Source organism: Methanobacteriaceae archaeon, from assembly GCA_013403005.1.
In the GTDB taxonomy this organism is placed as follows: Archaea; Methanobacteriota; Methanobacteria; order Methanobacteriales; family Methanobacteriaceae; genus Methanobacterium.
In genome coordinates this window covers 44,085-65,108 of record JACBOA010000008.1, presented here as the reverse complement: position 1 = coordinate 65,108, position 21,024 = coordinate 44,085, and the positions used below count along the sequence as shown (strand labels likewise).

At 36.1% G+C, this 21,024-nt stretch carries 16 protein-coding genes; 7 read left to right on the top strand and 9 right to left on the bottom strand.

Translation table 11 applies throughout. The annotated features are described in order from the left end of the window. Positions 1-181: 181 nt before the first annotated feature. The 5 genes from HVN35_07485 to HVN35_07465 all read right to left on the bottom strand — a co-directional run bounded on the left by HVN35_07485 (position 182) and on the right by HVN35_07465 (position 4,688). Positions 182-409, bottom strand: coding sequence for a PRC-barrel domain-containing protein (locus tag HVN35_07485; protein NYB52380.1), 228 nt, complete (start codon positions 407-409; stop codon positions 182-184). Positions 410-627: 218 nt separating this feature from the next. After that, entirely contained in the window at positions 628-1,866 is a 1,239-nt protein-coding gene (locus HVN35_07480; GenBank protein ID NYB52379.1) for a PQQ-binding-like beta-propeller repeat protein, read from the bottom strand. 26 nt (positions 1,867-1,892) lie between these two features. Further along, on the bottom strand, positions 1,893-3,098 hold the full coding sequence (locus HVN35_07475) for an ABC transporter permease (protein ID NYB52378.1): 1,206 nt from the start codon (positions 3,096-3,098) through the stop codon (positions 1,893-1,895). Then, positions 3,085-4,182, bottom strand: coding sequence for an ATP-binding cassette domain-containing protein (locus HVN35_07470; protein ID NYB52377.1), 1,098 nt, complete (start codon positions 4,180-4,182; stop codon positions 3,085-3,087). The genes HVN35_07475 and HVN35_07470 overlap by 14 nt, the downstream gene beginning before the upstream one ends. After that, complete coding sequence (locus tag HVN35_07465; GenBank protein NYB52376.1) at positions 4,179-4,688, bottom strand: PadR family transcriptional regulator; 510 nt, start codon at positions 4,686-4,688, stop codon at positions 4,179-4,181. The genes HVN35_07470 and HVN35_07465 overlap by 4 nt, the downstream gene beginning before the upstream one ends. A gap of 272 nt (positions 4,689-4,960) precedes the next feature. Between HVN35_07465 and HVN35_07460 the strand changes: the two genes are divergently transcribed. The 6 genes from HVN35_07460 to HVN35_07435 all read left to right on the top strand — a co-directional run bounded on the left by HVN35_07460 (position 4,961) and on the right by HVN35_07435 (position 13,793). Continuing rightward, positions 4,961-6,571: a bifunctional aspartate transaminase/aspartate 4-decarboxylase gene (locus HVN35_07460; GenBank protein NYB52375.1), complete on the top strand. Its 1,611-nt coding sequence runs from the start codon at positions 4,961-4,963 to the stop codon at positions 6,569-6,571. 194 nt (positions 6,572-6,765) lie between these two features. Further along, positions 6,766-7,812, top strand: a complete 1,047-nt coding sequence (cofH, locus tag HVN35_07455) for a 5-amino-6-(D-ribitylamino)uracil--L-tyrosine 4-hydroxyphenyl transferase CofH (protein NYB52374.1) — start codon at positions 6,766-6,768, stop codon at positions 7,810-7,812. 160 nt (positions 7,813-7,972) lie between these two features. Continuing rightward, on the top strand, positions 7,973-8,803 hold the full coding sequence (gene nudC / locus HVN35_07450; protein NYB52373.1) for an NAD(+) diphosphatase: 831 nt from the start codon (positions 7,973-7,975) through the stop codon (positions 8,801-8,803). Positions 8,804-9,223: 420 nt separating this feature from the next. Beyond that, a complete protein-coding gene (locus HVN35_07445; GenBank protein ID NYB52372.1) occupies positions 9,224-10,102 on the top strand; it encodes a methanogen output domain 1-containing protein in 879 nt (292 codons plus the stop codon). A gap of 515 nt (positions 10,103-10,617) precedes the next feature. Beyond that, a complete protein-coding gene (locus HVN35_07440; protein ID NYB52371.1) occupies positions 10,618-13,002 on the top strand; it encodes a PAS domain S-box protein in 2,385 nt (794 codons plus the stop codon). Between the two features lie 227 nt (positions 13,003-13,229). Beyond that, positions 13,230-13,793: a HEAT repeat domain-containing protein gene (locus HVN35_07435; GenBank protein ID NYB52370.1), complete on the top strand. Its 564-nt coding sequence runs from the start codon at positions 13,230-13,232 to the stop codon at positions 13,791-13,793. A 128-nt stretch (positions 13,794-13,921) separates the two neighbouring features. Here HVN35_07435 and HVN35_07430 read toward each other — a convergent pair whose 3' ends face one another. The 4 genes from HVN35_07430 to HVN35_07415 all read right to left on the bottom strand — a co-directional run bounded on the left by HVN35_07430 (position 13,922) and on the right by HVN35_07415 (position 20,652). Then, positions 13,922-14,758: a carbon-nitrogen hydrolase family protein gene (locus HVN35_07430; GenBank protein ID NYB52369.1), complete on the bottom strand. Its 837-nt coding sequence runs from the start codon at positions 14,756-14,758 to the stop codon at positions 13,922-13,924. Between the two features lie 70 nt (positions 14,759-14,828). Continuing rightward, positions 14,829-15,998, bottom strand: a complete 1,170-nt coding sequence (locus HVN35_07425; protein NYB52368.1) for a hypothetical protein — start codon at positions 15,996-15,998, stop codon at positions 14,829-14,831. 59 nt (positions 15,999-16,057) lie between these two features. Beyond that, positions 16,058-19,198: a hypothetical protein gene (locus tag HVN35_07420; protein NYB52367.1), complete on the bottom strand. Its 3,141-nt coding sequence runs from the start codon at positions 19,196-19,198 to the stop codon at positions 16,058-16,060. 425 nt (positions 19,199-19,623) lie between these two features. After that, positions 19,624-20,652: an alpha/beta hydrolase fold domain-containing protein gene (locus HVN35_07415; GenBank protein NYB52366.1), complete on the bottom strand. Its 1,029-nt coding sequence runs from the start codon at positions 20,650-20,652 to the stop codon at positions 19,624-19,626. 142 nt (positions 20,653-20,794) lie between these two features. On the opposite strand from HVN35_07415, the gene HVN35_07410 reads away from it, so the two are divergent. Then, on the top strand, positions 20,795-21,007 hold the full coding sequence (locus HVN35_07410) for a hypothetical protein (protein ID NYB52365.1): 213 nt from the start codon (positions 20,795-20,797) through the stop codon (positions 21,005-21,007). The last annotated feature ends 17 nt before the right edge of the window (positions 21,008-21,024 follow it).

The following is a 21,024-nucleotide window of genomic DNA, read 5'->3' as shown; positions in this document are numbered from 1 at the left end:
GAAATATCTATTTAACAAGACCTTTTCCAACCATGAAAAAGTTAAATCTATCATGAACTAAATAAACCATATTTAAAAAATTGTATTATAAATTTAAATAAAAAATAAAGGGAGTTATAAGAATATTTAAAGGAACTGTTAAAGGAAATTTAAAAAGATTTATTAAAAAAAGAAATAATTTCTATTTTTCACTTTTAACCAGTATTTTATCCCCTACTGCTATAACCATGGTGAGGGGAATAATAAGATCATTTGAACCTCCCAGTCCTTCGAAAAGTCCACCTTTCCCTACTATAAATGCTTCCACTTTTTCAGTTTCGAAGTTAACTTCCACATCTTTCACTTTCCCAATCAAAATTGCATGATTGTCAACAACTTCTTTACCAATAATTTTATCTTTTATCCTCATTGTATCCCCATTATTAATATTGTACCCACAAGGATATTAAATTTATTTTTATGAAAAAATGGATTCAACCAGTATAAAAAAAATTAGCCCCTAAAAAAATTGAAAATAAGGTCTATTTGATAGGATATTGATATGGATATGAGATGAGAATAGAAACGGATTCTCAATAATAATTCTTTAAAAAATAATAAAATTAAGTGGAATTTAATTCCACTTTTTCATTCTTCTTTGTTCTTCCTGCGGCCCCTGAAAACTCTAATTGCTATTAATATAACAATTATTCCACCAATAATTCCTGCTATATAGTACACGTATTCTGAGGTGGGTCCTGTTTTCTTGACATTGTTAAGGGCGTAAATGTAGCCATCACTACTACCCACTACAATCTCATCACCATAAACAGCAGCAGAGGTTAATGGTGAATTAAAGAGATAGTATCCTGGGGAGTAACTCCATTCTTCTTTACCACTGTATTTGTTTAAGATGTGAATAGTTCCACTGCTTGAAGGAACCACCAGGTAGTCTCCCATGAGTGAGGGTGTTGCTTCCACATTTCCCACATTTTCTGACCATTTGTGTTTACCATCTCTCATATCCAGGCAGGTAATGTTGCCGTTACTGGCACCGATAAACAAGCTGTTGTCATTGGCATCCAGGACAGGGGATGATCTAACGGGATCTTTGAAGTTATAGGACCATTTAACAGAACCATCACTTGTATTCAAAGCATAAAACATTCCATTATCTGTACCCACATACAGCACATTGTCCCGAACAGCTGGTGAGGATCTAACTGCGTTTCCAGTGTCAAATTCCCATAACTTTGCTCCGTCGGTGTTCAAGGCATATATTTTACCATCATCAGATCCAAAGAAAACCTTTCCATCGTATACTGCTGGTGATGATTTAATAGCATTTCCAGTGGTAAATTCCCACTTGAATGTTCCGTCATTAGCATTTAAGGCATATAAACGGTTGTCATTAGCACCGAAGTATATTACTCCATCTTCTATTGCTGGTGATGATTCTATGCTGTTTCCAGTTTTATATTTCCATACAAAATTTCCATTTTTCTTGTTTAATGCATAGAAATAATTATCCATTGATCCGAAATATACATTATCTCCACTGGCTACCGGGGAGGATAAAATACTTCCCCCAGTATTATAAGTCCATACCCGGGTGCCATCATCCAGGTTTAAAGCATACATTGTTCCATTGACTGAACCAAAGTAGATGGTTTTGTCCGAGATAACAATGGATGATTTTATAGCACTGTTAGCTTTAAAAAGCCAGGTTACTGGGGTGAAATCTGATGCTTCGTCTACATAGCCTGTGTGGTCAAGATTGGAGCTGAACATGTTCCAGTCCTGAGCTGAAACTGGTGCTATGGAAATTGAAGTTGAGATTAAACCCATTATCATTAATCCCATCAGTATTCTTTTACTATTTTTCATTTTATCACCTTTTAATGAAATTACCTCTAAATATCTCTGTTGAATCTGGTTACTCCCAGGGCAAAGAATAGTCCTGTGAAACCTAAAAGTACCAGAATATCAACCCATATATCTCCAATTCCTACTCCTTTTAACATTACAGCCCGCAGTGCATCGTTTACATAGGTTAAGGGGAAGATATATGCCAGTTTTTGGAATATCCAGGGCATGGTTTCAATGGGGTAAAAAACTCCAGAAACGAACATCATGGGCATGGTTATGGGCATTACCATTTGCATGTAATCTTCCTGGGTTGAAACTCTGGCAGATATCATGATTCCAAACCCTACAAAACACAGTGCTCCCAGGGCCAGAACCAGAATAGTGAGCAGCATACTTCCATTGATTACAATTCCAAAGAGAATTATAGCTGCGGCAATGAGGATCAATGCCCTTACAATTTCCACTGACAGTTTGGAGATAATTTTACCCCCTACTACAGTTGCCACACTGGTAGGTGTCATGAATAACCTTGCCAGTTCTCCTCTTTCCCTTTCACCAGCCAGGGCCTCTCCCATGCCAAACATACATCCAAATAGCACGGTCATACCTATGATTGCTGGGACCAGGAAGTCTATGTATTTAATATCTCCATACATCTTGTTTATCTGGAAATTGATGGAATTCATTATGTTCTGGTAGTTGATCTTTTGCTGTTGTGCTGGAACATTATTCTGCTGGACTTGTATCGTAGATGTGGAAGCTGATTGAGCGGGTGTTAAATTCATGGCCTGTAGCTTACCTACAGCCAGTTGATCATTTATCTGACTGAATAAGCCCTGTGTTGCTGGAACGAGGGCACTGGTAGCCATCTGATCCGATGAATCTATATCAATAACTACACTTTTGGGTTTGGTATCATTTAAGTCATCGTAATTGGAGGGTAAGATTATAGCCGCCTTAACATCTCCATTTTGAACCATCTGCTTGGCTTTATCCGAGTCTGTAGTTATCTCTTTAATGTCATACAAACTCATTCCCTTCATTGCATTAAGGGTTAGATCAGTAACCTGGCCATGGCTTTGCTCCACCACCACCACAGGGATATTCTCCAGTGTTCCTCCCATACCATAACCAAAAAGGGTTATCATAATTATGGGGAACAATAATATTGAAATTAGACGTGGCTTATGCCTCCATAAGACTAACAAGTCTTTTTTAAGCATCCACATGATTTTTTTAGTTTCCACCATTATCTGCACCTTCTTGTTTCTTTTTTGAGGTCACTCTCATGAATACATCTTCTAAGGAAGGGTCTTTGGTAGCTATAGAGGTTATATTTCCTCCGTGTTCTATTATATCTGCTATGACCTTGGTTACTGCTTCATCTTCATCATCTATCTCCATAGTTATTCTTCCAGATACATGTTGGGTGACACTGTGCACCATGGGCAAATTATTTAGATGTTGGAGGAGTTTTGCATCCATATTGTTTATTATGAGACTTAATTCTTTAAATGTGAGGTGTTCTTCTCCCATACTATCCTGTATGAATTCAATTGCCTTTTTATCTTCAGGATTGGTTTCTTCCAGGATTTTCTCCAGTGCTTCCGATACATTGGAAGTTACTGGTCCTTTTTCCTCTTTGATTTCATGAATCATGGTGTCTTTCAGTCCCTGCGGTGTGTCAAATGCAGCCAGTTTCCCATGATTGATAATTCCCACATCATCACAGAGTAATTCCACTTCGTACATGTCATGGGAACACAGTATTATGGTGTGACCGTTGGAGTTTAGTTCTTCTACCAAATCCCACAGAACTCTCTTGGTTGTTGGATCTAAACCAATGGTTGGTTCATCTAGGAATAATATATCTGGCTGATGAATCAAACTTGCAACCACAGAAGCTTTCTGTTTCATACCCCCTGAAAGCTGTTTAACGAGCTTATCCTGAGCATATTTGATATCCACCATTTCCATTAGTTCATCGGCTCGGGATTCTTTGAGGTCTTTGTCAATTCCGTAGTAATCTGCACAGAGATATACATTTTCTTTGACTGTAAGGTCTCCGTAAAGACTAACCAGCTGGGGTACCATACCTATTTTTTGTCTTACTTGATTAGGATTTTTTAATATGTCCAATCCGGCCACATTGGCTGTTCCAGATGTTGGGAAGATTAGACAGGTGAGCATCTTAATGGTTGTGGTCTTTCCAGCTCCATTTGGTCCTAAAAATCCGAATATTGTTTTATTTCTAATTTTCATGATGAGATCATCAACAGCTACGAAATCACCATACTGCTTAGTGAGATTGAAGGTTTCTATAGCGTATTTCATAAATTTAACTCCTTTTCATCTTCATCGTCCATTAACATGTCCTTTATGAAGGTTAACCAAATGCTGGATTTGTTTTTATTGGCAAATCTGGCAATTTCTCGAAAGGTTGAAAGGGTATGCTTACCTTCCTCGGTAATTTCATAGTATTTTATTTTTCTCTTACCCTGATGTCCCCAAGTTCCCTTAATCAAGCCATTTTTCTCCAGATCGTGCAGAACAGGATAAATTTTACTGGCACTGGGCATTTTTTCGTTAAGTGGGGACGAATCATGAATTTTGGTCATTATTTCATATCCATGTAACTTTTGTTTACTTATAAGCCAGAGGATCATGGTGTTACCAAAGCCTCTCATTAATCCTTTCATAAGCTTTTTTTCGTATTTAGACATCTTTTTAATAGTTTTGTTGCGCTCTTTAATCAGTTTCTGCATTTCTTCTAGTTTTTCTTCATTGTATTCATCAGCATCATCTGATTCTTCTGTTAAGGGCGCACTTTCCCCAAGCATTTATTAACCTCCTATTTTTCTGATATATCAAAAATTGACATAATACAATATGATATATCTATTTTATATATAAAGGTTTGTGTAAATAAAAATGAAATTGGAATAAATTAGTATCAATTTAAGGTAAATCCTGATATACATTCAGTTTACGCCTAAAGAACCATTAGGGAATATATAGAAGAATGAAAAGACCCTTATCTAAATTTAAGCAAATGAATAATTATAACCAACAGTGATATAACCAACATTAAAAAAATCTCTGGAGTATGACCATGGATTATAATAAATTACAGGAATACATCCAATTAAGTCCCTTTGAAATACAATTTGAGCTAAGTAGATTAGCCGGCAACTTTAAGGATCGACAACTCTTAAATGCTGGTCGTGGCAATCCTAACTGGATTGCAACCACCCCCAGGGACGCCTTTTTCACTCTAGGACATTTTGCCATTGAAGAGTCAAAACGCACCTTCATTTATCCCCACGGAGGTTTGCACCCTGAAATTAAAGGAATATACGGAAGATTTCAACAATACCTAAAGAATAATCAGGATGCTCCCGGTATAAAATTTCTGGATGATTCTATTAAATATGGGATAGAAAAATTGAACTTTAACCCCGATGAATGGTTATATGAGCTGGTTACCGGGGCAATAGGTGATTTTTACCCTGAACCTGACAGAATGCGACCATATGCCGAAAAAGTTATCCATTCCTTTTTACTGAAATTCTTATGCAATAATCAGGAAAAACTGGGAAGATATGATTTGTTCGCCACAGAAGGAGGTACCGGTGCCATAAAATATATTTTTGATTCTCTTTTTGAAAATAACCTCCTCCATAAGGGAGATAAAATAGCCATTGGATCCCCTATTTTCACCCCTTATCTAGAGATCCCCCGTTTGAGTAATTATGATTTGATTGAAGTTGAAATAAAAGCATTTGAAGAGGACGATTGGCAATATTCAGATTCAGAATTAGAAAAACTAAAGGATCCATCCATTAAAGCGTTTTTTGTAGTGAACCCTGGAAACCCACAATCCAAGGCTATAAAACAGGAAACACTGGAGAAAATAGCGGATATTGTGACCAAACATAACCCGAATTTGATAATTATCAGTGATGATGTCTATGCCACTTTTGTGGATAATTTCCGCTCTTTAATGGCAGAAATACCAAAAAACACCATATGCGTATACTCTTTTTCCAAGCACTTGGGTTGCACTGGTTGGAGATTGGGTGTAATAGCCCTGCATGAAGATAACATGATAGACCAGATGATAGCCAAACAGAATTTAGTAGAAAAAAATACTTCCAATGAGAGATATGGATGTGTTTGTCTGGAACCAGAGAAAATGAAATTTATTGATCGAATGGTGGCAGACAGTCGTTCAGTTGCCTTGAAACACACTGCAGGTCTATCGCTACCACAACAAACCCAGATGACCCTCTTTGCATTGTTTTTCTTACTTGAAGATAACACTTTATACTTAAAAGGCACTGAAAAAACACTCAATAATAGAATTCATCAGCTTTATAAATCCTTAGGAATACCTTGTGATATTGATACAACAGGAACTAATTATTATGCGATTATTGACATTTTAGACATTGCAAGTGAAAGATACAGCGCCTCATTTGCACGCTGGATGGAGGAAACCTACAATCCCCTATCATTTGTGTTTGCCCTGGCAGATCTGGAATCCATTGTTTTACTTCCAGGAGCTGGATTTGACATGCCTCCCTGGTCCATTAGAATATCCATAGCCAATTTAAGGGCTAAAGAATATAAAATAATTGGTATGAAAATGTCGAAACTTCTGGAAACCATACACCAGCATTATTTGGAAATAGTTGGAAATGAATTGAAAAATAAAGCATAATTTGAGAAATAAAATGTATAAAAATCTATTATGAGAAGAATATGAGGAATTGAAATAAATAGAAAGACAAATCTAAGAGTCAAATTATCTGTAAAATTATCTGTAAATATTTCATACAGTATGACTTAAAACACAGATTATAAACTGTCTCACCATTTCTATGAATAAAAACTAAGAAGCTTGAGGTAAAAGAGATGATGGAAGATATTTACGATAAATCACTTGCCGGAGATATAACCAGAGAAGATGCACTACAACTGGTTAACATTAATCATTTCCATTTATTTGATGTAGCAGATAAGTTAAGGCAGGAAATTGTAGGGGATAACGTCACCTTTGTGGTCAACCGCAACACATTCATCACGGACCACTGTATGATTGGATGTTCATTCTGCTCCTTCCGAGATCACATAGGCTATGAGATGAGCACTGAGGAGATACTGCAAAACATTGGTGAGGCAGTTGATATGGGAGCCACTGAAATATGCCTTTTTGGTGGTGTGATGCCCTACATGGATGTCGAATTCTACTCAGATCTTTTCAGCACCATAAAAGAACATTACACCATTGATCTCCACAGTTTATCACCTGTTGAAGTTTACCATGCAGCTCAAGCTTCTAACACATCCATTGAAGAAGCATTAACTTCCTTTAAAGAAGCAGGATTGAATACTCTGACTGGTGCTTCCGCTGAAATCCTAGTTGACGCTGTAAGAGCCCAAATATGCCCAAATAAAGTTTCCACAAAGGATTGGGTGGATATAATCAAAACAGCCCATAACTTGGGAATACCCTCCACATCCACTATTATGTATGGAAGTGTGGAAACCTGGGAAGACCGCATAGAACACCTTTTTATAATCAGGGACATTCAACGAGAAACTGGAGGGTTCACTGAACTGGTTCCCATGACATTTCTGGGAGAAAACAACCTCACCGGAGAGATATCTTCTGGTGCCAGTGGTATTGATGACCTGAAATTACATGCCATAGCACGCATAATACTTGGTAGAGACTTGCCTAATATTCAGGCTTCATGGGTTAAGTTAGGCACACGTATGGCTCAGCTAGCACTTAGTTGTGGAGCCAACGACCTGGGAGGTACCATGATGGAAGATAAAATTTCCATAGCAGCAGGTTCCCAGAGTGAATTTTTAACCAGGGAAGACATGCAAAAAACCATCAAAGCGATTGGACGCATCCCAGTGGAGCGTAACACCCTATATGAACCTTTAAATTAGGGTATATTTTTTTAAAAACTGTTAAAAAACTTTAGATGATAAAAAAATGTAATGAACAAATTTATTTATTTATTTATTTATTTAATCATCTATAACATTCAGAACCAAAAAAATAGCCAAATAAAAAAAAAAACTACTATCAAGCTATGCAGGTAAAAATATGCCTCGCGAAAGTATTTACCAACGATATAAACCATCACACAGTCCTGAAAAAAGTGATGAAAACCTTGCATACTGGTTCTTATTTAAGGAAAGTCAGATGCTGGTGGAAGTTAAGGACAATGACATCCAGATTCCATTAGCCAGTAAAACAGAAGAATTTAAAATTCATCCCATAAGAACTCAGTGCATAGGTACATTTAATGGTCACACCTGCTACTGTGGAGAGGTGGACTGTGATGAAGCTCCTGAAGGGATGCTTTTTAGAGATTTACGTTCAGTTTATGAAAACTTTGAAGAAGACATTTATCTGGTAGCAAGTAGAGCCTTTCAAATTGTTCAATGGGATTCTAACCATCAGTTTTGTGGTAAATGTGGCACACCCACCAAAACTGCTCCCGATGAGCTAGCCAAAATATGCCCGGAATGTGGATATACCAGTTACACACGAATTTCCCCAGCAGTGATCACTGCCATAGTAAAGGATGGTAAACTCCTCATGGCCAAGCACAAAGGCAGATCAGGAAACATGTATGGTCTCATCGCAGGTTTTGTAGAAGCTGGTGAAACTTTAGAAGAAGCAGTTCAAAGAGAAACCCTGGAAGAAGTGGGTTTAAAGTTGAAAAATATCAAATATTTCGCTAGCCAGTCCTGGCCATTTCCCCATTCCCTGATGATGGGCTTTACAGCTGAATATGTTGGTGGAGAGATAAAAGTAGATGGTAAAGAAATAACTGATGCTGAATGGTTTTCTCCTGAAGAACTTCCACGAATACCATCTAAAATGAGCATAGCACGAGATCTCATAGACTGGTATATTGAAAATTATTAAATAATCTAAAAACCAACTTTGTTGAGTTAATTGACGAGTCCAGGGCATAAATGGCCATGACCCATACCAAAACAGCAAATACACATAGAAATACGATCTTTTCCCAGCTTTATCACCTACCTTTCTTGGATAAACAAAGATGAACTCTAACTTTAAAATAATTTTTCCTAATTTAAACCTACTATCTCATAATTTATACCCAATTTTCATCATTTTTCTTAAACTGAGTCTACTGAACTTGAATTCATTATAAATAATCATTTTAATAAACATGTAGTTTAAAATAACTTTAATTAATATGAAAAATTAAATCTATACTCCTTAGGGAAGGGTCTTGCATAATAAATTTATATGTGAATTGTACAATTAACCTATACAGATTTTTTAAATGAATTATAATTCATGGTTTTTGGTGATGAAGTGGCTGGGGAGAAAATTTTAGTAGTTGAAGATGAAGGAATCAGTGCAATTGAGATTCAAGAATGTTTGGAATCTCTGGGTTACCGTGTGCCCTCCATTGCAAAAACTGGGAATGAAGCAATTCAAGAGGCTTTTTCCATAAAACCAGATTTAATTCTAATGGACATCACTTTACAAGGTGAAATGGATGGCATTGATGCTGCTACCATAATTAAGAGTTTTATGGATGTGCCGCTAATTTATTTAACTGCACTGGATGATAAAGAAACTTTCAAAAGGATGATAGACACTAAAGCCACAGCATACCTTATTAAACCTATAGAAGAAGCTGAGTTACGTAATAATATAGAATTAGCCCTTAAAAATTATGAATTAAGAAAAAAAGAGATAGAAGAAGAAAAAAGGGCTGGACTTAAGGATGTTCAGATCTTTATGCGTAGTGTTCTTCCAGAGTTGGTGGCCAATATGCCCATCTCCGAAAGAAGTGTTTTTTTATCTCGATTCATGCGACTTTTTGAACAGAATATGAAACCGCTTTTTCACAATTATGCCCAGGAACACAGTGAAGAGCCCTATGAAAATTTGGATGAGGAAGTTAAGTTGAAGATCTATCTTTCCTGGGTTGCACAGTTATATGAAAATTTAGGTTTCAAAGTCCAAACACGTGCCCGGGCAGATAGGGGTGCTATGACTGTTAAAAAATGTGCATGGTCTCCAAGCCGACCCAAAGATGTCTTCCTCTGTTTGATCTGTCAGAGTATAATGCAGTTAACTTATTCCTGGGCTAATTTACCTGGAAGTGTAAAAGAAGAACCCACCACTGGAATTCTTCAATCAGTTTGTAAATTTGATTATGATATGTCCTATGATGCCTTATAACACAATCAACTGGCATTCTATGAACGTCATTTATACCGTAGAATTTAACTGTACGTCTAATTGATTGGTAACCCAAATCATTCCCCAATCATTTATTCACATCTGGGATCATCACAGATATATTCAACGATTATACTTCTATAAATGCCTTTTATACTTGGGGATTGTGAGGATAGCTTTATTTTTTCGTCCTAATCATGATTACTTAGTTCGATAATATTAATATGCTTATTTAGGAATAATATTCATTAATTCTTTCATTTTACCCTAATTACCGATTTTCACCAAAATCAACACTGAGTGTGAAAAACATCACATAATCCTCAGCTTATTTATATGGTTTTGTGAAATGTTACACAAAACTGTATTAAAAATCTAAAAGGTTTTAAGACGAATAGTTCATATCGGTTTGAAACCGGGCTATGAAATTAATTGAATTAATTTGAAAATATAAAATGGCCTATAGGCAGCGGAATGATATTATATGGCCTATTAAACCTTTCTGGGGATAGTTAATGGCTGGAGAGAATAGGGGTTACATGGAAGATGTTAAAAAAATTGAAATGTTGAAAAATGAGATTTCACTGTTGAAAAAGCAAATCCACCTTCAAAAGGAGATTCTAAATCAATCACCCCATTATCATTTATTGGTAAGATCTGACGGTGAAATACTGCAAGTCAGTGATTCAGTAAATAAACTTCTAGATAAATCCAAAAATGACATAATCCATCAAAATCTTTCTAATATCAATTTAATACCTTCAGATGAATATGGTAAATATTTAGCTGCATTCCAAGCACTATCAAGCGGAGAGAAAAATAGATCTTTTGACACATTTTTCAATTCTAGGAATGATTCCATCCCGGTAAGTGTTCATGTTTCCAGGGTTAAATCCAACCACTTAAAATATAAATCAGATGATAAAGGTGTTTTCTCTATTTATGCCTATGCCAGTAACTCCGTCCATCTAAAAGAAACTAAAGAAACAATCCAAGAATCTGAAAACTATTATCAGGCTATTTTTGAATATAATGGAACTGCTACAGTTGTTGTTGAAGAGGATAATACTATATCCCTGGCCAACTCCCAAACCGAGCATGTTTTTGGATTCAAACCTCAGGAGATAATGGGTAGGAAGAAGTGGACCGACTTTGTGCTGCCAGAATATCAACCTCAAATGATGGAGTTTAAAAAACTACGAAATTCCAATTCCACTTCTCTTCCCAATCAATATGAATTTCAGATTTTTGATAGAAATGGGAATAAAAAAGATATTTTTGCCAATATTTGTCTCATTCCTGGGACAAAAAAGACCTTGGCTTCTATAATAGACGTGACAGAACAAAAAAAGGCCCTGGCAATAATCAGGGAAAAAGAAAACAAGTATAGGAAGCTTGCTGAGGCTGTGGAGGACTTTGTTTTTATAATTAATCGTGAAGATAAGCTGGAATATATTAATAACTATGCTGCTCGGAAATGGAAACTTAATCCTGATTATGTGCAGGGAAAACTCCGATGTGAGATATTTCCTTCGGAAAATAGCGACTTACAGAGCAAATATCTGCAAAGGGTATTTGAAATCGGGAACACTGTGCGAGGCGAGAATCTGGTGACCATGACTACAGATTCCATGTGGTTGGATACTCTTCTCATACCTCTTAAAAACAAAGATGGAAATGTTGAAAAGGTTCTGGTTGTGGCCCGTGATATAACTGAAAGGAAAGAATATGAACTACTTTTAAGCAGGCAAAATGAAATCCATAAATCCATGGGAACTATCTTAACTGAATCCATAAGATCAAAAAATGAAGAAGAATTATTGAAAACATGTCTTAGTGTCTGTGAGGATATCACCCAAAGTGATTTTGGTTTTATATGCGAGATGAACGCCCTAGATGAGATTAATACCCTGGTTCTTACTGAATCATTACAGAAAAAATATTCCATCAAAGATTTTGATTTATATCCTATGATTGAAATCTTCAAAGTCAAAAAGATATGGAATCATCTGAAAACAATGAAAAGTCCTATGATGTATAATAATTTATCAAAGCTTGATTTCAAGCTTCCTGAAAAGTTCAGTGAAAATAATCAATTCCTTAAAAAACTTCTTTTAGCTCCCCTCCTGAAGAATGATGAATTCGTGGGAATGGTTGTTCTAGGTAATAAGAAATCTGACTATGATTTTTCAGATATTAAAGCACTCCAAAGCATTACTACCACCATTGTCGAAGCTCTTTTAAGAAAAAGGGCTGAAGACAACTTAAAAAAAGCTTTAGAGGATAAGGAAATGCTGGTAAAGGAAATTCACCACCGCACCAAAAATAACCTGATGATTATGGCCAGTTTACTGAATCTCACCTCTGCAGATATTGAAGATGAAAAGGCCAGGGAAATATTCCAGCAGATTCAAAGCAGGGCCAAGTCCATGGCACTGATACATGAGAAACTGTATCGTTCTGATAATTTTAAAGAGATTAATTTTGGAGATTATATTCGCTACCTGGCCCGTGATCTTTTCAATTCCTTTTTAGGCTATCCTGACCGTGTCCAACTGGTAATGGAACTGGAAGATTTGAATCTGGATATTAACACTGCCATACCATTGGGCCTCATATTGAACGAACTTTTAACCAACTCCATGAAATATGCATTCCCCTCAGGAGAATACGGAACTATAACCATTAAATTTTTCAAAGAACATAAAAACTATGTGATGAAAGTGAATGATGATGGTATTGGACTGCCTACAGATCTGGATATACAAAAAACTGATACTCTAGGCCTGCAGCTGGTTAAAAATCTCATAGGGCAGATCGAAGGTGAAATAATGGTTGAAACCGGAGAAGGAACTAATATAACCATTAAATTCCCTGAAGATAATAATTATTTATCCTAATTTTAACATTTCATGTAAATTTTTAATCAGTTTATAATCAAAAACCGTTTTTTAACAATATTAATTGTAATATTTTAAAAACGAAACACTTAAAAAAAAACTAAAATTTATTAAATCCATTAAATAAAGACTAGATAGAAAATACATAACTTAATCAACTAAATTGAATTATAATAAAAAAAATAAAGACAAAAGACAATCTTTGAGAATTTCCACGAGGGATAAATTTGTCGAGTAAAGATTTAAAAGTATTATTAGAAGATTTAGAAAATGATGATCACCTAATAAGGGAAAAAGCAGCTGAATCCTTGGCTGAATGTGGTGATGCTGCAGTGGAACCACTTTTAAAGGCCCTGAATGATGATAATCCTAAGGTGAGATTTGCCTCTGCTAAATCTCTGGGGAAAATTGGAGATGCTGCCATAGAGCCACTGGTACAGATTCTGAAAAATGAAGAGGGAAATATTCGCAGATATGCTACACTCGCCCTTAAAGACATTAAAAGTGATGAAGTTGTGGATCTGTTAGTGGAGGCCCTGAATGATAAGGATTGGAGTGTGAGGAAATTTGCATCCAAAGCTCTGGGAGAAATAGGTGATAATGCTGCAGTGGAACCTCTTATTGAAACTTTAACTGATGAAGATTGGGGTGTAAGGGTGGCTGCAGTTAAAGCATTGGGTGATATTGGTGATGAGCGTGGGATTGACCCCATTAAGAAAGCCCGTCGTGCCGCCACTGGAGATAAAGAATTTAAAAAAGCATGCAATAAGGCACTTAAAAAGATTCAGTGAAATACTGAATCTCTTTATTATATCTCTTTATTCTATACCCTTTTTAATTTCACTTTTTAATTTTATGCTATTCACTAAAACCGTTCATAGATGATTTGCTCAGCTGATTTAATAGCAATTAGCCGTATTTATAAATCCAGTTTTTTTAGATTGTATATATCTCTACGGCGATTTTTAAGCAGGGGTAATTCATTACGAATTTCCTGAATCCTTTCTGAATCGATAGTAGCATATATTATCTCCTCACCAGTGCCTGCTTCCCCAATAACGGTTCCCCATGGATCAACTACCATGGAATGCCCGTATGCAACATAAGAAGCATTTGGATCTCTTGCAGGCGAAGTTGCTGCCATATAAACCTGATTATCAACTGCTCGAACCTGGATAAGTGGTTTCCAATGAGCAGGGCCTGTGGTGAGGTTGAAAGCTCCAGGCACAACTATTAAATCAGCCCCTTCCAAGGTCATTAGTCTCAGTAATTCAGGGAAGCGCATATCATAACAGATACAAATCCCTATTTTACCTAGACCTGTTTCAACAACTGTTATTCTATCTCCTGCTTTAAGGGTTAATGATTCTTTAAAGGTGATCTTGCCAGGCATATCAATGTCAAAAAGATGAACTTTTCGATGCACCCCTATAACCTTCCCCCGGGGGTTGAAAAAGAAGCTGGAATTATATATATTATTGTTATCATCTTTTTCGGGTATGGAACCTGCTACAATGTACACTTTCTCCTTCTTTGCTGCTTTTGAAATTGCATCGAGAGTGGGGCTGTAATTTCTTCTTTCAGCATATTCTGGAAACAGGCTGTTTTCATAGGGACAGTTCCACATTTCAGGTAATATAATCATATCTGAGTTAAGGGCAGCTTCAGAAATCATTCCCAGTGCATGAGCAATATTTGCAGTTTTTTCTTGTACTACTTTCATCTGCAATAGAGCAATCGTAAAATTGTTTTTCATAAAAAGCATTCACCCGATATCTTGTCTATTGAGAATAAGTTCATATTATCATATTAAAAAATATTTTTCTTTATAATCGCGCAATTGCATATTCCGGGGCTTTCATCTGACTATCCATGAAATTCTTAACATTCTGAGCAATGGAAATATATTCAACTTTATACATATCCCTATTCTTCAATTGATCCCTTGGTTGTGAGGGGTAACCGTAACTTTGGTAGTTTAGCAAGGTAGTTACATCATTTTTGTTTATTTGAATTACACTGGTGGTTAATAATTGCAAGAAAGTAGGCATGCTCATCATAATGCCATTAACCGTTGCAGAAGAAGGTAATTCGCGATAGGTATCTATGTAAGTTTTTACTTGCACAGCAGCATTTACTACCTGTCCAACACTTACCATCCATGGGTTTATGGAAACGTTGTTTGGAAGTTCCCTTGAAGTGCTATAGGTATTTAGAATTTGACTAAAGGTGTAGATCATGTTCTGATAGCCAAAATATAAGCCTAAACTGGTATCATATGCATATTCCGGTGCTTTACCATTATCTTCCATAAATTTGTTAACATTCTGAGCAATAAAAATGTATTCAGTTTTTAGCATGTCACCTTTGATCATAGAATCCCTGGGTGAGAATGGAACACCATAATTCAATGGATTAATAAGAGTATTCAGATCTTTGTTTTTAATTTGAATCACACTAGTGGTTAATAGTTTTAGGAATGTTGGCATACTAACAACAAATCCATTAATGGTAATAGATGATGGCAGCTGATGATTGGTGTCAATATACGTTTTGACTTGTACAGCTGCTTCTACTACTTGGCTCACTGTTACCATCCATGGACCGACTGCTACATTCGAGGGTAATGATCCTGTAGAATTATATGCATCTAGGATTTTACTGTAAGTGTATATCATGTTTTGATAACTGAAGTAAAGTCCGATACTGGTACTATATGCATATTCCGGTGCTTTGAGTTGGCTATCCATGAAATTTTTAACATTCTGCGCTATACTAATATACTCATTTTTAGGGATATTACCTGTGTTCATAGTGTCACGAGGCAATGGAGCATTACCATAGCTTTTTGAGTTTATAGGTGTTATCAGATCATTTTTGTTGATTTGCAAAACCGTGGTGGTTAATAATTCTAAAAATGTAGGCATGATAATGTTATGACCATAAATATTTACAATTGTAGGTAGTTGTTTGTTGTTTTCAATGTAATTTTTCACTTCTTTTGCTGCATTAACAATCTGAAGAGGAGTGAAAGTTGCAGCATAAGGGTCAGTAATTATATTCCATGCCTTAATTTGTACACTCGTAGGTAAAGATCCTGTGGAATTATAAGCATCCAATACTTACTAAAAGTATAAATCATATTCTCATAACCAAAATACAAACCCAGACTGGTACTATAAGCATATTCCGGAGCCTTACCCTGAACATCCATAAAATTCTTCACATTACGAGCAATACCCAAATACTCACTTTTAAGCATGTTTCCTGTATTCATGGAGTCACGAGGATACGGTGCGGTGGAAAAACTAACTGAATCAACACCTGAAATAAAATCGTTGTTATTAATTTGCAGGACAACAGTGGTTAGATATTCTAAAAAGTCAGCCATAAACACAGTTTTACCTTTTATATTTACATTAGCTGGTAGTTGGTGGTTGTTTTCTATGTAATATTTAACTTCTGTTGCTGCATTCACTATTTCTAAGGAGGTGAAAGTTCCAATACTAGGGTTGCTTATTATCTTCCAAGCTGTTAATGAAACTGTGTTTAAGGTTTTAGTTGTATTATAAGCATCCAATACTTTACTAAAAGTATAAATCATATTCTCATAACCAAAATACAAACCCAGACTGGTACTATAAGCATATTCCGGAGCCTTACCCTGAACATCCATAAAATTCTTCACATTACGAGCAATACCCAAATACTCCGACTTAGGCAAATTACCAGCAGACATAGAATCACGAGGAACCGGAGCAGGGCCATAGGTTTTAGAGTTAATAGGTGTTACTAAATCTGTTTTGTTAAGTTGCAAAACAGCAGTGGTCAACAACTCCAAAAAGGTGGGCATAATAATATTATGACCATTAATAGTCACATGCAAAGGCAACTGAAAATTAACATCCACATAATTCTTAACAACAACAGCAGCACTCACAATCTCCAAAAGAGAAAAAGTAGCAATATTAGAATCACTAAGCACTCTCCAAGGCTTAACAGACACACTCCCCGGTAAAAAACCACTACAATTATAAGCATCCAACACTTTACTAAAAGTATAAATCATATTCTCATAACCAAAATACAAACCCAGACTGGTACTATAAGCATATTCCGGAGCCTTACCCTGAACATCCATAAAATTCTTCACATTCAAAGCAATACCCAAATACTCCGACTTAGGCAAATTACCAGCAGACATAGAATCACGAGGAACCGGAGCATAACCATAAATAATTGAATCAATTTCTGAAACCAAGTCGTTACTGTTGATTTGTAAAACACAGCCCGTTAAAAGTCCTAAAAATGTGGGCATAGTAATGCTTTGACCACTGATATTCACCATAGAAGGAAGCTGGAAGTTAGATTCTACGAAATTTTTAACCTCTGTAGCAGCATTTACTATTTGCAAAGGTCTGAGTCTTGCGATGTTAGGATCAATAAGCGTACTCCATGATTTAATCTGCACAATTGCTGGTAGATAACCGTCTGTTTTATAGGTATCCAGAATTTTACTGTAAGTATAAATCATGTTCTGGTAACCGAAATACAAACCCAGACTGGTACTATAAGCATATTCCGGAGCCTTACCCTGAACATCCATAAAATTCTTCACATTACGAGCAATACTTATGTACTCGTTTTTAGGCATGTTTCCCAAGTGTACAGAGTCTCTTGGATTGGGTGCTGTGCCAAAGGTCATGTAATCAACTGTGGTTTGACCACTGTTAAGTTGTATTAATGAATTAATTAAAAGTCCTAAAAAAGAAGACATATCAATATCCCTACTAACTGTATTGCCCATAATATCCATTCCATCATTTACAGTAACTACTAGGGGTAGTTGATAATTGGTTTCAATGTATTCTTTGGTCCAGGTAGCCGCATTAAGAACATTATTAACGCTGAAAGTGGCAGCATTGGGATCACAAAGAAACCTCCACGAACTAACTTTGATACTGCTTGGCAATGTACCTGTAGAGTTATAAATAGCCATGATTTTAGAATATGTGTAAATCATATTTTGATAACCAAAATATAGCCCAAGACTGGTGTTGTAAGCAAATTCAGGAGCTTTAAGTTGATTGTTCATGAAATTCTTAACATTCTGAGCTATAGCTATATATTCACTTCGTTGCATTTCACCATTAGTCATCTGTTCCCTTGGTTGGGAAGGGTTTCCAAAATTCTGAGGGTTCATTAAAGTATTAAAGTCTGAGATATTGATTTGTAAAACACTAGCAGTCAAAAGGCTTAAAAATGTTGGCAGAGTCACAACTATTCCATTTACCGTTGCAACGGAGGGTAATTGATGATTAGTATCAATATAATTTTTAACATGAACTGCAGCATCAGCAACATGCTTCACATTAACCATCCATGGACCCACAACCACACTACCCGGCAAGGATCCAGTGTTTTTATAGGCGTTTAAGATCTTACTATAAGTGTATATCATGTTTTGGTAGCCAAATGTTGTAGTTGGAATAGGGATCTTAAGAACAGATTGCCCTATTAACATATAACCAGTTGCCGCAGGTAAATATGAACCGTGTATAACATGACCTCCAATAACTATTTTATCCGAACTGATGGTTCGTGAGGCATAAATGTTAACATATGTAAGGTAATTGTAAATATCAGAGTCTCTTATGACTTGATAAGTTATGATATTTCTATGGTTAACACCCCATGGGTTAGTCATTGCCCGATATATTGCATATTCTACTGGATCGGCCGTGGAGGCAAACCCACTACGGAAATATCCAGGACCATTGGGAACCTCAATGTATTGACCATCACTCATGGTGAAAAGATCCATCCTGCTCCCACTATTAACAATTACATAGCCCACTTGATTATTTGGAGCTTTAATAAGAAAATGACCCATGCCCATGGAACTAACAAGACCATAAGCCATGTTTAAAGTATCCCATGTAATTCTACCCCCATCCCAAGTAGCTCCAGCCAGTGCTTCCAGCTGATTAACAACGCTGGTAATATCCGGACCTCCCATTGAAGCAATCCAACCATCACTAGCAACAATTGTATGGAAAAAATAGCCATTGGTAGTTTTATATTCCTTTACAATCTCTTTACCATACCAGTATGAATCTTCAAAATAAAGATCAGCTGCATAAGAGGAATCTCTTCTATAAGAAAAAACATCATATCCATCACGAACATGTAACAAAACAGAACAACACCCACTAAGATCATCTAACAATTCAAATGATGTATTTGAATCTTTGTTAGATTGAAAGGAACTATTAATAATGTAAGAGTATTCTTGATCGATATTTGTAGAATCAATCGAATTAAATTCATTATTAGAATTAGACTCAATCACATAGTCAGTTTCTATATGAGTGGTGTTTTCTGCTGCGTAAACACCACCCGTGAATAATAATACAAAAAATAAGGAAATAACCAATATTCCCATTTTAAGGAAACTTTTTGTATCTAAATACATTTAGTTTCTCCTCACCAGAATAAACATTTTATTATACATTCTTGACAAAAGCTTTTTTATTTATTATTTAACTTCACATATTAAAAATGTTTTATAGTTTCTTTGAACTAGATTGTTAAATAAATATAATTTGTTGTTAAAATGCTTCAAGGAGTATCTGTAACCTTAATTTCTTTAACTGGCGTCCCATCACTCCAGATTCCCATAAATCTTTGCTGAGTTGTGTTTCCCAGGGCATATTCTCTATTTTTTCCATAAAAGCCTGCTTCATAGAGTCCGTCAAATAATTTCCAGGTTCCATAATAATCTCGGGAGTCAACCCAGAAGCTTATATTAATTTGGGTATTATTTCCTTCCAATCTTATCTTGGGAGCCAGTGGAGCGAAATGGTCAGCCCAAAGGGGTGGTTGTCCGTGTGTATCAGTTGATAATAATAGGAAATCCTTATTTTCCAATGGTATCTGTGTTGTTTCACGGATTATTTTCCGGGCATCTTCATCACCTACCCAGTCATCATTCTCCCCAGCCAGGGATAAAAGTAGGGTGTTGGGATGGATTTTAGTAAGGTTTTCAAGCACCGGCCCCACAGTGTCGTTGGATGAACGTGACTTACCCGGCTCAACTGCAAAAACTACTTTAGGTAAGGGTATGCCCTCAGAAATTGCAAGTGAGGCCATGTTTACACTTATCAAACCTCCAACAGAATGTCCTACAATGGCAAAATTTTCCTGCTGTGCTTTTACATGGCCATCTTTTTCAAGCTCAATTAAAGCTTCTTTAACAGCCCTTATACTATTGGGAGTGAAATTATCCGAGGGAGTGGAGAAATCAACCTGATAACGGGGATAAATAACAATGTTTCCCTTCCGGACCAGGTGATCTATCCAGGCCCGGTAGAATGTGGGGGTGGTTGCTCCCCAGCCATGCAAGAAAACAATCACTGGTGCAGATTTTGGATGAGGATTATCTGGTTCAAAAATCCAGTACTGGTTCTGGCCTTCACCATAAACAGATTCTTTAACTGAAGAATGAATATAATCCGAACCTCCAGGACCTGAGGATGGTTGTAAAGGTGCGGTTGGTTTATAATCAAATTGAGCTTTAAGTGAGATGACCGTGAATAAGATGAGTAAAACAATGATGCAGCTAGTTCCATAAATTACAACCTTTCTCATATATGGTTAGTTTATGTATTTGATATTTAAAAAAATTATAAGTTGATATTTTAAGAAATAATAAATAAAATCATCCCATACTAATGTTATTGAAATTAATTTTTTAGTTTGTTAAATTGAGTATTTAGAGGAGATGAGTTGTATGAGCTGTTACCTTAGATACATGAAAGATGTGTTAGATACTGCAGGGCTGCATCCGGAAGGCCGTGAGGAACGGAAAAAGGTGGATTTAGCCATTAGGAAGGTGGTGGGAATGAATTCATCAGATAAATGTAATATTGTGTGGAAAGAAGTTAAATTATGGCTGCAGGATGAGAATAAAAAACAACAATTAACAACAGCTTTAAAAGTATAATATAAATTCTTCACGTC

Coding starts and splice junctions, on each gene's coding strand:
- HVN35_07465 (NYB52376.1), bottom strand. CDS start 4,688: ATGCTTGGGGAAAGTGCGCCCTTAACAGAAGAATCAGATGATGCTGAT.
- HVN35_07475 (NYB52378.1), bottom strand. CDS start 3,098: ATGGTGGAAACTAAAAAAATCATGTGGATGCTTAAAAAAGACTTGTTA.
- HVN35_07440 (NYB52371.1), top strand. CDS start 10,618: ATGGCTGGAGAGAATAGGGGTTACATGGAAGATGTTAAAAAAATTGAA.
- HVN35_07470 (NYB52377.1), bottom strand. CDS start 4,182: ATGAAATACGCTATAGAAACCTTCAATCTCACTAAGCAGTATGGTGAT.
- HVN35_07460 (NYB52375.1), top strand. CDS start 4,961: ATGGATTATAATAAATTACAGGAATACATCCAATTAAGTCCCTTTGAA.
- HVN35_07410 (NYB52365.1), top strand. CDS start 20,795: ATGAGCTGTTACCTTAGATACATGAAAGATGTGTTAGATACTGCAGGG.
- HVN35_07415 (NYB52366.1), bottom strand. CDS start 20,652: ATGAGAAAGGTTGTAATTTATGGAACTAGCTGCATCATTGTTTTACTC.
- cofH (NYB52374.1), top strand. CDS start 6,766: ATGATGGAAGATATTTACGATAAATCACTTGCCGGAGATATAACCAGA.
- HVN35_07480 (NYB52379.1), bottom strand. CDS start 1,866: ATGAAAAATAGTAAAAGAATACTGATGGGATTAATGATAATGGGTTTA.
- HVN35_07485 (NYB52380.1), bottom strand. CDS start 409: ATGAGGATAAAAGATAAAATTATTGGTAAAGAAGTTGTTGACAATCAT.
- HVN35_07430 (NYB52369.1), bottom strand. CDS start 14,758: ATGAAAAACAATTTTACGATTGCTCTATTGCAGATGAAAGTAGTACAA.
- nudC (NYB52373.1), top strand. CDS start 7,973: ATGCCTCGCGAAAGTATTTACCAACGATATAAACCATCACACAGTCCT.